The 15,202-nt window shown below is 46.5% G+C and carries 12 protein-coding genes; all 12 read left to right on the top strand.

The window, feature by feature from the left end:
- Positions 1–44 precede the first annotated feature (44 nt).
- Entirely contained in the window at positions 45–2,471 is a 2,427-nt protein-coding gene (locus MHI38_RS16130) for a S9 family peptidase (protein ID WP_154960422.1), read from the top strand.
- A gap of 246 nt (positions 2,472–2,717) precedes the next feature.
- Positions 2,718–4,328 (top strand): MFS transporter, encoded by a 1,611-nt coding sequence (locus tag MHI38_RS16125; protein ID WP_445667236.1) that lies wholly within the window; start codon positions 2,718–2,720, stop codon positions 4,326–4,328.
- 252 nt (positions 4,329–4,580) lie between these two features.
- A complete protein-coding gene (locus MHI38_RS16120; RefSeq protein ID WP_090923577.1) occupies positions 4,581–5,615 on the top strand; it encodes an LCP family protein in 1,035 nt (344 codons plus the stop codon).
- Positions 5,616–5,808: 193 nt separating this feature from the next.
- Positions 5,809–6,234: a CBS domain-containing protein gene (locus tag MHI38_RS16115; protein ID WP_090923576.1), complete on the top strand. Its 426-nt coding sequence runs from the start codon at positions 5,809–5,811 to the stop codon at positions 6,232–6,234.
- Between the two features lie 204 nt (positions 6,235–6,438).
- A complete protein-coding gene (locus MHI38_RS16110) occupies positions 6,439–6,741 on the top strand; it encodes a MazG-like family protein (RefSeq protein ID WP_090923575.1) in 303 nt (100 codons plus the stop codon).
- Between the two features lie 5 nt (positions 6,742–6,746).
- Entirely contained in the window at positions 6,747–7,658 is a 912-nt protein-coding gene (locus MHI38_RS16105; protein ID WP_090923625.1) for a DUF2232 domain-containing protein, read from the top strand.
- Positions 7,659–7,669: 11 nt separating this feature from the next.
- The gene (locus MHI38_RS16100) at positions 7,670–9,667 is read left to right on the top strand and encodes a DHH family phosphoesterase (RefSeq protein ID WP_090923574.1); all 1,998 of its coding nucleotides are present in this window, start codon (positions 7,670–7,672) and stop codon (positions 9,665–9,667) included.
- Positions 9,664–10,107, top strand: coding sequence for a 50S ribosomal protein L9 (gene rplI / locus MHI38_RS16095; protein WP_090923573.1), 444 nt, complete (start codon positions 9,664–9,666; stop codon positions 10,105–10,107). Before MHI38_RS16100 ends, rplI begins: the two co-directional genes overlap by 4 nt.
- Position 10,108: 1 nt before the next feature.
- Positions 10,109–11,470 carry a replicative DNA helicase gene (gene dnaB / locus MHI38_RS16090; RefSeq protein WP_090923572.1) on the top strand — a complete coding sequence of 454 codons (1,362 nt, stop codon included), beginning with the start codon at positions 10,109–10,111 and terminating at the stop codon, positions 11,468–11,470.
- 444 nt (positions 11,471–11,914) lie between these two features.
- Positions 11,915–13,201 carry an adenylosuccinate synthase gene (locus tag MHI38_RS16085; RefSeq protein ID WP_154889670.1) on the top strand — a complete coding sequence of 429 codons (1,287 nt, stop codon included), beginning with the start codon at positions 11,915–11,917 and terminating at the stop codon, positions 13,199–13,201.
- A 161-nt stretch (positions 13,202–13,362) separates the two neighbouring features.
- Positions 13,363–14,043 (top strand): hypothetical protein, encoded by a 681-nt coding sequence (locus MHI38_RS16080; RefSeq protein WP_341181437.1) that lies wholly within the window; start codon positions 13,363–13,365, stop codon positions 14,041–14,043.
- A 389-nt stretch (positions 14,044–14,432) separates the two neighbouring features.
- Entirely contained in the window at positions 14,433–15,191 is a 759-nt protein-coding gene (locus tag MHI38_RS16075) for a class I SAM-dependent methyltransferase (RefSeq protein ID WP_445667235.1), read from the top strand.
- Positions 15,192–15,202: the final 11 nt, after the last annotated feature.

Below are 15,202 nucleotides of genomic sequence, written 5' to 3'. Positions count from 1 at the left end.
TAGTTCCACATTATCCTGTAATTCACTTATAAGGGGGAAAACATTTGAACTCGATTAGCAAAAAAGTGTACGCACTCACGCTGTCCATGGCCATGTCGATTGCCTTGATTCAGCCTGCCGTACAGGCGGCCGAAGCAGTCAAACCTACGGCGGCTGTCTCGGAATCTATCGTTTCCAAGGCAACACAGACACTGCAACAACTGGGATACATAGATGGCACCACAGATGGAATGAAAGAAACGGCAACACCTATTACACGTGCTGAAGCTGCGATTATTCTGCAGCGTGTGCTTGAACTGGATGCTCCGGCAACCCTTACAGGTTTTGCAGACGTTCTGTCTGATCATGCAGCAGCACCAGCCATTTATGCGCTGAAACAAGGTGATCTCATTCAAGGTAATACCAAAGGGTATGCGCCAGATGCTCCGCTCACACGTGCCCAGATGGCTTCGTTGTTCACACGAGCTTTCGAATTGAAGGATAACGGTATACAGGTGATCTACAGTGATGCTGACCAAATCCCGGCTGTACATGCGAATGATGCTGTCCGAGTTAAACAACATTTCATTATCGAAGGTAATGCATTTCATGCAAAACAAGCAGTAACGCATGGGGAATTTGCTAGTGCACTGTACCTTGCCCTAGGGCTTGATGTGAAGAAAGCAGGGGTCACACCGCTTGAGGACTTCTTCAAACAGCCTGCTCAGGCAGGTTTTCAAATGTCCCCTGATGGCAAACATCTGGCTTACATGGAGCCGTGGAACAATCGGATGAACATCGTGGTTACGGCAAATGGTCAAGATAAGCCTGTACGTATTACAAGTGAAACAGATCGCAGTATTGCTAGTTTTGCATGGGCAACGAATGACAAGCTGTTGTATGCAAAGGATGCGGCTGGAGATGAGAACTACCACCTGTATATTACAGATATCGATGGAAAAAATAGCAAAGATCTGACGCCTTATCCAAATACAAGAGCGATGCTTGTCGATCCTTTGGAGAATATTCCAGATGAAATTTTGGTAAGCATGAACAAGCGTGATGCGAGAGTTTTTGACGTATACCGTATCAATATCAAGACAGGGGAGGCAGTTATTGCTGCCGAGAATCCGGGTAACATTACAGGCTGGATGACAGACCATGAAGGAAAAATTCGTGTAGCCATATCCAGTGATGGCAATGTATCTTCCTTATTGTATCGGGATGCGGAGAATCAGCCGTTCCAGCCACTGCTCACAACAGATCTGGGAGATACGTTTGTTCCTGTCATGTTCACAAGCGACAACAAAAACCTGTACGCAGTATCCAATCTGGAGCAAGACAAGATGGCTGTCGTGGAATATAGCCTGGCAACAAAGAAGGTAACCAGAACTCTTTTTGAAAACAAAGATGTGGATGTCAGCAATGTTATTCCTTCCAAAGAAAAAGGCAAGATCCTTGCAGCAGTCTATGAGACAGACAAGGTCAATTATGAGTATTTTGACAACGAGTTCAAGACACTCATGCAGGATATCAAAGCCAAGGTGCCTGGCAAAGAGGTTGGTATTATAAGCACAAGTGATGATGGGCAGGCACTCTTTATATCATACAGTGACAAATCGATGGGCACATATTATTTCTATAATTCCAAAACAGGCAAGCTCGATAAGCTGGCGGATACGGCTCCATGGATTGATGAGACCAAAATGGCGGATATGAAACCAATTATGTTCAAGTCTCGGGATGGTCTTGACCTTCATGGATATCTGACACTGCCACAAGGTGCGACGGCATCGAATCTTCCTTTGGTTGTTCTTCCGCATGGTGGACCTTGGGCCCGGGATTCATGGGGATATATTCCGGATGTCCAGTTCTTGGCAAGCCGCGGATATGCAGTCCTGCAAGTGAACTTCCGTGGATCAACAGGTTATGGTAAGAAGTTTCTAGAGGCAGGCAATAAACAGTGGGGTAAAGCCATGCAGGATGATCTCACCGACGGTGTGAACTGGCTGGTAAAAGAAGGTACAGTTGATCCGAAGCGAGTCGCAATTTATGGTGGATCATATGGGGGTTATGCGGCTCTCGCTGGCCTGGCCTTCACCCCGGATGTATACGCTGCTGGGGTTAGTTATGTAGGCCCATCCAATATCTTTACGCTGCTTAACTCGCTACCGCCATATTGGGAATCTGGGCGCAATCTGTTTTATGAGCGTGTCGGTGATCCGGAGAAGGACAAAGAGCTGCTTACCGCAATCTCACCGCTCTTCCATGTTGATCAGATGAAAGCACCACTATTTGTTGTTCAGGGTGCCAATGATCCGCGTGTCAAACAGGCCGAGTCCGATCAGATTGTCGAAGCACTGCGTAAACGTGGAGTAGACGTGCCATATATGCTGAAAATGAATGAAGGTCACGGCTTCGCCAATGTAGAGAATCAACTGGATCTCTACCGCGCGATAGAGAAATTCTTGAACCGTCATCTGATGCAGTAAAAAAATAAGATCTAAGGTTGTTCTCTGATTCCGATAAGGGATCAGAGAACAACCTCTTTTTTTAAATCGTGAGACTGAGAAATACATCATTGAAATGGAATGCAGGTGTTACATAAATTGGGTCTAATCGATATTCATCAATTGACATATAGACTCGCTTTATTTTAAAATGACCAGTGAGTCATTATTATTCATTCAGGTTTATATAGATGGTATTAAGAGTTGTACGAGAGTGTACAGAATCAGATGAAGGAGGAATCCGGGATGCAAAAAGAAATGAAATGGCCATTGATTCTCTTTGCCGTGGGTGTATTTATGGCCGCACTGGATAACGGAATAATTACATCGTCGCTGACCACATTAAATGCCTCGTTTGGTGTTTCGCCAACATGGGGTGCTTGGACGATTACGCTATACACGCTTGGGCTTGCAATCAGTGTACCCATTGCGGGTAAGCTGTCAGATCGATTTGGACGCAAAAAACTGTTTCTCATTGAGGTTGCTTTATTCGGAATCGGATCGCTCCTTGTTGCGTTAAGCACTTCGTTTACCTTTTTCTTGATCGCCCGGGTCATTCAGGCGCTTGGTGGAGGCGGGATATTTATCATCGCGAGCTCTTATGTGCTTAGTAAGTTTCCTGCTCAGCGGCAGGGTACAGCTCTGGGGCTTCTGGGAGGCATGAACGGCATAGCAGCTATTCTTGGCCCTAACATCGGCGCATTCATCCTTGATATTACAGGCAACTGGCACTGGTTGTTTCTCATCAACGTACCGATTGCAATCCTGCTGTTCATTGTCGGAATCCGTTATATCCAGGAAGAACAGGAGCTCAGCCGGGCAGCTGTCGATTGGAGCGGCATAGCGGTCTTAACATTAGGCGTACTGAGTCTGATGTACAGCTTCAGTAATCTCGACGGTGTGAACATGCTTCAAAGCTTGGCTTCGCCAATGTTTTATAGCTTCTTTCTAGTGGGTGTAGCTGTGCTGGTGATCTTTTATTTTATGGAAAAAAGGTTGGAAGGGTCCGACCGTGAACCGGTCGTTTCCACAAAACTGCTTGGCATTGCATCTTTCCGCTGGACGTTGCTCATTGCCTTTTTCTCAGGAGCCATTTTGGCCTCTGTTATCTTCATTCCGGGTTTTGTAGAGCAATATCTAGGCGTATCCAGCACAGCTTCAGGCTACTGGTTTACACCGCTCGCACTGGCTTCAGGGATTGGAGCAGGAGGAGGAGGATACCTCGTTGACCGGAAAGGACCAATCTGGACATTGTCGGTAGCTGGCTTGCTCTCTGCGATTGGTTTCCTATTATTCCCGCTATGGGTAGAGCATATCTGGCAGTTTGTTATTGCGAGTACCCTTGTCGGTATTGGTTTTGGCATGATGCTGGGTGCGCCAGTCAACGTTCTTGTAACCGAACAGGCAGGTGAGAACAATAAAGGTATTGCAGTAGCAACCAGCTCTTTGTTCCGTCAAATGGCGATGGCGATTGCGCCGACGATCTTCGCCGGATTCCTGGCACGTTCTTTTTCTAACCTGGGCTCGAACATCCAGTCAGGTCTGGCGGATCGAGGAATTGAAGTACCACCGGCCGCGCTGGAGCAATATGCTTCTGGTGGAACATCAGGAAATGATGTCTCCAGTCTCATGGCGGGGTTGTCCAAGATTCCAGATGCCAATATACGGGAGACGTTGCTTCAGGCTGTACATCAAACGACAGGTCAAGGGTACAATGGACTTTTCTGGTCAGCAGTTATTTTTAGCGTGTTAACCTTGATCGTGGCTCTAGTAACGGGACGTCTTCGTCAAAAAGAGAAACAGAAGCAGCAACCGGAGGGATCGTTGGGATCCACATAATATGTAGAAGTAAAATGAGAGGATACGGAGGAACAGTGAACCTTTTGTAACCGAAAAAGGGGGCGCTGTTCTTTTCAATTTAACCCGATTGTAACTTTTCATGATGCAGGAATGATTACAATAGAACGAGCATCAGCGGTACTCCGGCCCAAAGAGAAATAAAAGTTTGGAGAACGGCGTGTCATCAGACGTTGCTCACGTTTAATGGGTAGTAATGAATTTCAATTTTGAGAGTGAAGAAGGAATCGACGGATGAAAAGCAGAACTAAAGAAAAGAAGAAAAAAAGTCGCAAAGGCCTCTATATAACACTTATCTCCCTAGTCGTTCTGATCATTGGCGGTTATGTTTTCCGTCAGCAGCTCGCTGTGGCCGCTTTTGACCTGTTTCTGGCGGATACAGTAGAAGCGCAGCTAACGCAATCTTACGTGCCGCAGGAAGGTAATAAAACGCCTGATCCAACAGTATATCGTAAAGAACCATTTTCTGTGTTGCTCCTGGGCTCCGATAAACGAGACTACGAGAAGTCACGCGGACGTTCGGATGCAGTCATCTATGCTGTGGTACGTCCGAAGGAATCTCGGGTGCTTCTGGTATCTATTCCGCGTGACACGTATGTGCAGATCGTAGGAAGAGATGCGGACAAGGACGGGACGGATGATTATGACAAAATCGCGCATGCTTACGCCTTCGGCGGGGAGAATATGTCCATCAATACGGTGGAAAAGTTTCTTGATGCAGACGTAGGTTATTACGCAACGATTAACTTTCAGGGAATCAAAAAGGTGGTTGACGCCCTCGGAGGCATATCACTGCCAATTGATAAGGATATCGTGAACAAAGATCCAAACCATGAAAAGTTCACGGTAAAAGGCGGCAAACCGATCTATGACGGACAGGAAGCACTCTATTACGTGAGATATCGGGAAGACAGTGATTTTAACCGTACGAATCGGCAGCAAATTTTCCTGAATGCTTTTGCAGACAAAATGTTGAATCTGAATCAGATCGCGAAGATCCCCGAGTTATTCCAGATCATGGGTGATAATTTTCAGACCGACATGCAGCCGAACTTTATTATTGATCTGGCAAAACAAGTGCTGACACAGGAAAAACCACAGGTTTCCAGCTTTACGATTTTGAGCGAAGGTATGCGTAAAAACGGCATTTATTATGGGCGTGCCGATGAGAAAGATGTTCAATATGCTAAAGAGCTGATTAAAAACTGGATGGATCAATCGACCCCAGCCGGTGAAGTCATGATTCCTGACCGGCAGAAGATTGAATAGTTAACTCCATACAGATGGTTTGTCTTACACAACAATCAGCAGTACGTTAAGCGGGCTGCTGTTTTTTTCTTTGTGTGAGGCTTTTCATCGCGTAAGAACTTCATCCTTTTGGAACATCCTTCGTTCTATAACGTATAATATAAGTTGAGCGATCTAGTTGAACGAGAAATAGACAAGGAGGATATATGAGGGTATGAACATCGCGTTTTTTTTGCTGCCCAAACAAGAGGTTACATGTGTGACGTCGGACTCTACACTGCGGCAAACGCTGGAACGGATGGAATATCATCGGTTTACAGCAGTGCCTATTTTGAATAAGGAAGGCAAATATATTGGTACGGTTACGGAAGGCGATCTGTTGTGGTATATGAAAAATGCCGAGGGGAAGATATCATTTGAAAACGCTTCAAAATTTCTTCTCAAGGACGTTCCGTTGAGACTTGATATCAAGCCGGTATCCATTGATGCCAATATGGAGGATTTAATTAATCTAGCCAAGGTGCAGAACTTTGTCCCGGTCGTGGATGATATGGAACGTTTTATCGGCATTGTGAGACGCAGTCAGATCATTGAATACTGTGAAGGAATTGTTGCCAAGGAGTCCATGAAAGCTAAATAGTTGATTACTTTTCAAAAATGGCGGGCTTGCAGGGATAATCAAAGCGATTATTACGAATATATATGATAAGACAAACGGGGCTCGGCATCGCACCTGTCATGGAGTTTAGGAGAATTTCTCCGCTTTTGGGGGTAATTTTGCAGGCCCCTTTTTTATGCTATAATCGAGAATAAAGCTTTTTCGGGGGAGAGTGACTTTCGCCAAATGCCTAAAGAACTGGATGTAGCCAAGCGGGCTAAAGTGATTGAATGGCTGAAAACCGAAGTACTTGATCAAGTATCCCGATTATTCAAAGCATTGTGGGAAGGCAGCACGATTCGAATCGGAGATAGTCTTGCCAGTTTAATGATGAGCAGTTACATATTGGGCCGTCGGCTCGGTATTCCATTTAAGGATCTCGATGCTCTGCTTGTAGAGAAATTAAAAAAGCATAAACAGGAAGGTCACCAGCTGGAAGACTGGTACCAGGATATTTCCGCGCTAGAAGATCATATGCGTAAGAGGTGAATTTGTTGAAATTTAGCTTTAAATCAGCTGTCTGGAGTGCAGTGCTTTTACTTTTGCTGCTTTCGCTACTAACTCCTTTATCGGTGCTCTCTATATTTTTTATGATGATTCCGGGAGTTATTTTGTATGCCTCACTATCTGTAAAATCCTTTATTTTGCATCTAGTGCCGGTTGCTATTATTTTGGTGATGGTCCATCCGATTTATCTGTTGTTCATGGTGATCTTGATTTTGCCAGCCATCGCTATGGGTCACGCGTATAAGAAACAAAAATCGGCCTTGTTTGCTCTAATGACAGGTGCCGGAACGATGCTGGCGGAATATTTGTTGTTACTGTTGGTGGGCAGTCTCATTTTCCAATTTGATCTGTCCAGTTATATCAGAGATGTGGTGCAATTAACGATTGAGCCACTCACGAATTCTTCGAATCAGATGATCAATGGTTTCGTTTGGACACCTGAAATGACTGAAGATATCGCGAAACAAACACAGTTAATGATTCCTTTTGCCCTGGTCGTTACGTCGATGGTCATGGCATTCATTACACATATCATTGCTCGTCCGATTCTGAGTGTTATGGGCTTGAACGTATCCAAACTTCCACCTGCAAGAGAATGGCGTATGCCACGTGCATTGATCTGGTATTACTTCCTCGCGTTGATTATTGAGGTAGTATCCAGACAAAACGACGGATCATATTGGAAGATGATTGCGATGAACTTGTCACCATTAATTAATCTTGGTTTCATGATTCAAGCCATCGGTTTCTTCTTTTTCCTCTCATATACAAGAAAATGGAATCCGATTATCCCATTTTTATTGGGAGCAGCAGTGTTTTTCATTGGTCCGCTTCGCATTGTCGGAATTATTGATCTGGCGTTCCCGATCCGTGAGGCAATATCGAAATCAAAACGATAGGGTGATGAGTCATGCCTAAATTTCTAAAGAAACGCTGGCACGGCTATTATACCGTATGGGCGTTCATACTGCTGTTGCTACTAGTGATGTTAGTTACTATCTATAACTGGACGCTTGGTTTGATTAGTCTGATACTGGCTTCGGCGCTGGGAATCGTCATGATCAAGGCAGAACTTGCATTCCGCCGCGAGCTTAATGACTATATTAATGGCCTTACCATTCGTATTAAACGTATGGAAGGTGAGGCGGTTAGCATGCTTCCCTTCGGAATTGTGCTGTATAGCGAGGATCGTACGATAGAGTGGCACAACCGCTTCGTTGCAGATATGTTCCATGAGAAGACGGTCGTCGGCAGCTCACTGCTTAACTTGTTCCCACATCTTCCCCAGCCGAAGGAGAAGAAGGATAAGGATGGATCCAAAGAACCTTCCCCCAAGGAATTCCATGATGAATTCCAACTGGATGATCGGTATTACGGTGTAATTCACAACCCGCAGGAGCGGTACGTATATGTGTACGAGATCACCGAGTTAGCTATATTGCGGGATAAATATGAGAATGAACGTATTGCGCTGGGTATTCTCGTTCTGGACAATCTGGATGAGGCTGCTCAAGGCATGGATGACCAACAACGTACAGCGCTGATCGCACGAGTTGCCAGTGAGATTACAGCCTGGGCAAAGCAATATGGCGTGTATCTCCGTCGTCTTTCGTCGGATCGTTACTTGATGATGCTGAATCATAAGTCTCTGCAGGAGCTTGAACAGAGCCGGTTTGTTATTCTGGATGAAGTTCGGGAGATGACAGCCGATCTGAAAGTGCCGATGACGCTAAGCGTTGGCCTTGCATCGGGTTCAGACAGCATCAGCGAGATGGGAGAACTGGCACAATCCAGTCTGGATATGGCACTTGGACGAGGCGGAGATCAAGCGGCTGTGAAGTCGGGTCAGCGTTTATCGTTTTACGGTGGTAAGTCCAATGCAGTGGAGAAGCGCACACGCGTCAGAGCGCGGGTTATTGCTCACGCCTTGCGGGACTTGATGCAGGAAAGTGACCGTGTAATCGTTATGGGTCATAAAATGCCGGATATGGATGCCATCGGTGCATCCATTGGGGTATGGAAGGCAGCGAGTCTGTACAACGTTGAGGCTCGTATTGTGCTGGACGGTATGAATCCTTCTATTGAACGGCTGATGGAACAGGTCAACAAGGACGAGAAGTTGTCCAAAGCTTTGATATCACCGGAGCAAGCGACGCAGCTGATGACAGAGCACACACTGCTGGTTGTTGTGGATACCCACAAGGCTTCAATGACGATGGAACCTAAACTGGTGCAATCTGCAACGCGTGTGGTGGTCGTGGATCACCATCGCCGGGGTGAGGAATTTATTAATGATGCAGTACTGATCTATCTGGAACCGTACGCTTCGTCTGCCGCTGAACTTGTTACGGAGCTTCTGCAATATATTCACGAAAAGGTACAGTTCACTCCACTTGAAGCAACGGCCCTACTTGCCGGCATCACGCTGGATACGAAGCATTTTGCACTGCATACCGGCTCCAGAACGTTTGAAGCAGCGGGCTTCCTTCGTCGTAGTGGTGCAGATACCATTATGGTCCAGAAGCTGATGAAAGAGGATCTGTCAGAATATATTGCTAAGGCAGAAATCATAAAGCATGCTAAAATGGTATATGGGAACATTGCGCTGGCGGTCACTGGCCCTGGCAACAAGATCTCACAGATGATGATCGCCCAGGTGGCGGACACATTGCTGAACATGACCGACGTGGTCGCTTCATTTGTCATCAGTGAGCGAACGGATGGACTGATTGGCATCAGTGCAAGATCACTGGGTCGCATGAATGTTCAGGTCGTTATGGAACGATTAGGTGGCGGCGGTCACTTAACCAATGCTGCAGTGCAGCTTGAAGGAACGCTGGGAGAAGCGGAGAAACGGCTGATGAACGTCCTGGCTGAAATCGAAAAGGAAGAGGGGTTATTCGAATGAAAGTCATTTTTATAAAAGATATGAAGGGTCAAGGCAAGAAGGGGCAAGTGAAGGAAGTATCTGAGGGTTATGCACAGAACTTCCTGTTGCCACGGGGAATTGTTCGTCCGGCAACGGAGGGTAACATGAAGACTCTGGACAATCAGAAGGCAGCGGAAGAAAGACTTAAGCAGGAAGAGAAAGCGGAAGCTGAAGCACTTGCGAAAAAGCTGGAGGCAGAAGTAACGGAACTCAAGGCAAAAGCGGGTGAGGGCGGCCGTCTGTTCGGTGCCATTACGAGCAAACAGATCGCGGAAGCTTTGTCAAAAAAGGGCCTGAAAATAGATAAGCGCAAAATTGAGCTGGATGATCCGATCCGTACGCTCGGTGTAACGCAAGTGATCGTCAAGGTTCACCCTGAGGTGAAGGCAACCTTGAAGGTACAGGTAACGGAGGAGTAAGATGGGCGGCGAAATGTTATTCGACCGGGTCCCCCCGCAGAACCTAGAGGCCGAACAGGCTGTGCTGGGTGCAATCCTGTTGCAGGGCGAAGCTCTGATTACAGCGATGGAACGGGTGCAAACCGAGGATTTCTACGATAAGCCCCATCAATTGATATATGAAGCGATGATCCAGCTAGGTGAGGAAAATCAACCGATTGACCTTGTTACGCTGACTTCGCGTCTGAAGGATAAAGGTGAGCTGGAGGACATCGGTGGCGTTAGCTACCTTGCCAAGCTTGCTCACGGTGTGCCAACAGCGGCCAACGTGGATTATTATGCGCAGATTATCGAAGAGAAATCGATGCTTCGTCGTCTGATTCGCACAGCTACGCAGATTGTAAGTGAAGGCTACACAGGTGGAGAAGATGTTGCAGGTATGCTCGGGGAAGCGGAGCGCCGCATCTTGGAGATTTCCAACAGACGCTCCAGTAGTGGTTTTATCGCCATCCAGGATGTTCTCATGGAAGTGTTCGACAAGGTCGAAACGTTGCATCAGAACCGGGGAACGACAACAGGAATCCCTTCCGGCTTCATCGATTTGGACAAGATGACCGCTGGATTCCAGCGTAGCGACTTGATTATTGTAGCGGCGCGTCCATCTGTAGGTAAGACCGCCTTTGCTTTGAATATCGCTCAGAACGTAGGCATCAGGGCACAAGAAACGGTAGCCATCTTCAGTCTGGAGATGTCCGCGGCACAGCTCGTACAACGGATGATCTGCGCCGAGGCCAATCTGGATGCGGGAGTTCTTCGTACAGGGGAATTCAAAGGCGATGAAGACTGGCAGAAGCTGACCATGGGGATTGCTGCTCTCAACGAAGCCAACATCTACATCGACGATACGCCAGGGATTACGGTAGCTGATATTCGTGCGAAATGCCGTCGTCTGAAAAAAGAGAAGGGTCTCGGTATGATTCTGATCGACTACCTTCAATTGATTAGTGGACGTGGTAAAGCCGGGGAGAACCGTCAACAAGAGGTATCCGAGATTTCACGTACGCTGAAACAGATTGGCCGGGAACTGGAAGTTCCGGTTATCGCCTTGTCTCAGCTTAGCCGGGGTGTAGAGCAACGGCAGGATAAACGTCCGATGATGAGTGACTTGCGGGAATCCGGTTCGATCGAGCAAGATGCTGATATCGTAGCCTTCCTGTACCGGGATGACTACTACAACCAGGAAACCGAGAAGAAAAATATTATTGAGATCATTATTGCTAAACAGCGTAATGGTCCGGTAGGAACCGTAGAATTAGTCTTCTTGAAAAACTTTAATAAATTCGTCAATTACGAGAGGGCACATAATGATGCCTTCGCGATGTAGCGGATAGACTGCGATTACTCTAAGCAGGGGTACACAGGCTATCCGATACAACCAGTAATAGGAGATTAGCTTGGTCGGATATCAGGATCTATACCATATGTAGCGTCAATCCATTGCAAATATAAAAGTACCGGTGAAAATGCAGTCAAGGTAACAAGACTGGAATCACCGGTTTTTTACTGTGAAATTCGGTCATAATTCCGAACATTAAGCAAGTGGCATATATAATTGTTCGCCATTTCATTTGACTTTGAAAAAGGGGACTGGTACACTAATATTGCTGCGTTAAAGCAGCGCAAACCTTCCCTTGAATGTAACGGAAGGACATTTTTACTGTCCGTTAGCACGCTTCTCAGTCGGTTTATTGCGTAACATGCCTGCCGGGATAGAGGACGGACAGACCAATACAAAGGTGCGCAAGGCACCCACGGAGGTATGTTAACTATGTCAACGGTAGTTGTAGTGGGAACGCAATGGGGAGACGAAGGAAAAGGTAAAATCACGGATTATTTGGCGGAGAGCGCTGACGTGGTGGCTCGTTACCAAGGAGGTAACAATGCTGGCCATACGATCCTGATCGACAACAAAAAATATAAATTGACGATGATTCCATCGGGTATCTTTTACACAGACAAAGCTTGTGTGATTGGTAACGGTATGGTTATCAACCCGAAGGCACTTATCGAAGAAATTAATTATATTCATGATAACGGATTTACAACGAAAAACCTGTCCATCAGCGAGCGTGCACATATCATCCTGCCTTATCATATGGTTCTGGATGCACTGGAGGAAGAGAGTAAAGGCCCGAACAAAATCGGTACAACCGGCAAAGGGATCGGCCCTTGTTACATGGACAAATCTGCCCGGATTGGTATCCGCATGGTGGATCTGCTGGATGCAGAAGATTTCGAATTGAAATTGCGTCATCTGGTTAAAGAGAAAAATCGTGTTATCGAGCAAGTTTACAACGGTACTCCGGTTGATGTAGAAGAGATTCTGAAGGATTACCTTGGTTATGCAGAAATTCTTCGTCCTTATGTAAAGGATACATCGGTTGTGCTGAATGATTCCATTGATGAGAATAAAAAAGTACTGTTTGAAGGCGCACAAGGTGTGATGCTGGACCTTGACCAAGGTACGTATCCATATGTGACTTCTTCCAATCCGTCTGCAGGCGGCGTATGTATCGGTTCAGGTGTTGGTCCAGCACGCATTCAGCAAGTTATTGGCGTAGCGAAAGCATACACAACTCGTGTAGGTGACGGCCCATTCCCTACCGAATTGCATGATGCGGTTGGCGACCAGATCCGTGAGACAGGCCATGAGTACGGAACCGTAACTGGACGTCCACGTCGTGTGGGCTGGTTTGACAGTGTGGTTGTTCGTCACGCTCGTCGTGTAAGTGGCATTACAGGGCTGTCCTTGAACTCTTTGGACGTTATGACAGGTCTGGATACCGTAAAAATCTGCACAGGTTATAAATTCCGTGGTGAAGTAATCACTCACTACCCGGCAAGCCTCAAAATGCTGGCTGAATGTGAAGCGGTATACGAAGAAATGCCAGGTTGGAGTGAGGACATTACAGGAGCGAAGAAGCTGGAAGATCTTCCGGTGAACACACAGAACTACGTGAAGCGTGTATCTGAACTGACAGGTATTCCGATCGCGATCTTCTCTGTAGGTCGTAACCGTGAGCAGACAAATCAGGTTCTGCCAATCTACGTATAACATGATATATGAATGATAGATCTACCTCCAGTTGTTGCTACTCAGCGGCGACTGGAGATTTTTTGTGTCTGTTTCGGATATAATCCCGAGATTTCCGTCAATACTGGCTAACAGGATATACGTTGAACGAATGATATGTATATGGAAGGAGAGAAACAGAGATGAAGTTGCTGATGTGGTTTGTCAAAATGGTGCTTATCGTGTTGCTGGTCAGTTCACTGACGTTGCTTACGACAGGTTTAATCGTGCAATCGTATGCCAAGTCATTGCTAGCCAGTTTTAATATACAGTGGGAAGGTCAGCCCATGGGTCTGATGGGCATGTTCCAAGGGGCCTTGGGCGGCAAGCAGTCCAGTGAGGGGGAAAAGTCAGAGGATACAGATCAGCGAGCGGGAACGAAAGAGGAAAAGGCTCCGGAGAATTCAATTTCGGTGATGGGCAACGGAACGACGAACTCCGGAACCTCCAGCAACGATGAAACGGGCGGAGCAGGAGCAAGCGGGGATTCTGGAAATGGAACCGTAGATGGTAACGGAACAGCGGCTGGACCTGACGAGCTAAGTGGTCAAGGAGCGAACAGTAACAATGCAAAGGATAATGATGCAATCGTTGTTACACCAGATGATATTACAGGCGCCAAAAACAAACTGCCGACGGAGGAAAAAGAACGTATTTTCACTCTGCTGATGAACAAGTTACCCCAAAAGGAAATGCAACAGATCTCAGGAGCGATGGAGGATGGACTGACCGAGCAGGAACTGCGAGAGATTGAACAGGTGATCTCGAAGTATCTTACGAGTGAAGAATACGATGATTTGATGCAAGTCCTGCAAGCAGAATAAAAAGGGTCGCGGTACCTTCTTAGCCCCGTATCCTCCAACTAATAACCAGTTAAACTGGGGAAATGTTACATTCATGTTGAAATCCATGATTCTTTCCCCATATAATTGCATGAAATAGTAGAGAACGTACCTAGGAGGAAGAGTATATGAGAATGAACCGTAAAGAACACGATATATAACAACAGAACCTCTCCTTAACACCGGCTCTCAGGCCAAGGAGTCGTGGCCCTCCGTTCATGCCTTTGTACCAGAGGTACGTTGTACCGATACCGGAGAAAAGCATGAAATGGACTATTGGAGGCCTAATAACTATGAAGACATCGAATAATGCAGGTTCTAAAAATACGATAAATACATCATCAATGATGCCGGCTGAACAACTTGCTGCAATGAAGGAACGATTTGAGCAAGGATTAAAGGAAGCAGAACAGCCCTTCCATGGTTGGAATTTTGGATATATTACGGATAGTGGGCGGATGCAGAGTGGTGTGTTGTGCTGGTCTTACGACGAGATGGCACGGAGTTGTATGAAGGATGCGAAGCGAATGCTGGATATGGGCACAGGCGGTGGTGAGCTGCTGTCGAGCCTGCATCCGTTACCGTCATACACTTGTGCAACGGAAGGATACGCCCCAAATATAGCGATTGCGAAGGATCGTCTTAGCCCGTTAGGCGTAAATGTGTATCCTGTAACGGATGATTCTCAGCTTCCTTTTGCAGATGGGGAATTTGATCTAATTCTCAATCGGCATGAATCGTATGATCCACGGGAAGTCCGGCGCTTGCTTTCAGAAGGTGGAGTGTTTCTGACACAGCAGGTAGGTTGGTCGGATTGCCGTGAGATCAATGATCGATTAGGCATCCCAATGCCATCTGATTATGCTGGATGGGAGCTCGATTTCGCCGTAGATCAGATGGTGAGAAACGGTTTTCACATCTGGGATCAGCGTGAAGCTACGCCTGTACAGCGTTTCTATGATATCGGGGCTCTGGTTTATTATCTAAACACCATCCCGTGGCAAGTACCAGATTTTACAGTAGAACGATTCCGTGAACCATTATGGGAGATCCATCTGGAGATGGAGCGGCATGGATTCTGGGAAGTGCAACAAAAGCGGTTTATTATAGGAGCAACCAAGAATAAGTGAAAATGAATCTT

Source organism: Paenibacillus sp. FSL K6-1558 (assembly GCF_038002565.1).
In the GTDB taxonomy this organism is placed as follows: Bacteria; Bacillota; Bacilli; order Paenibacillales; family Paenibacillaceae; genus Paenibacillus; species Paenibacillus polysaccharolyticus.
Note: the sequence above shows the minus strand (reverse complement) of the source record. Positions and strands in the feature narration are given on the sequence as shown.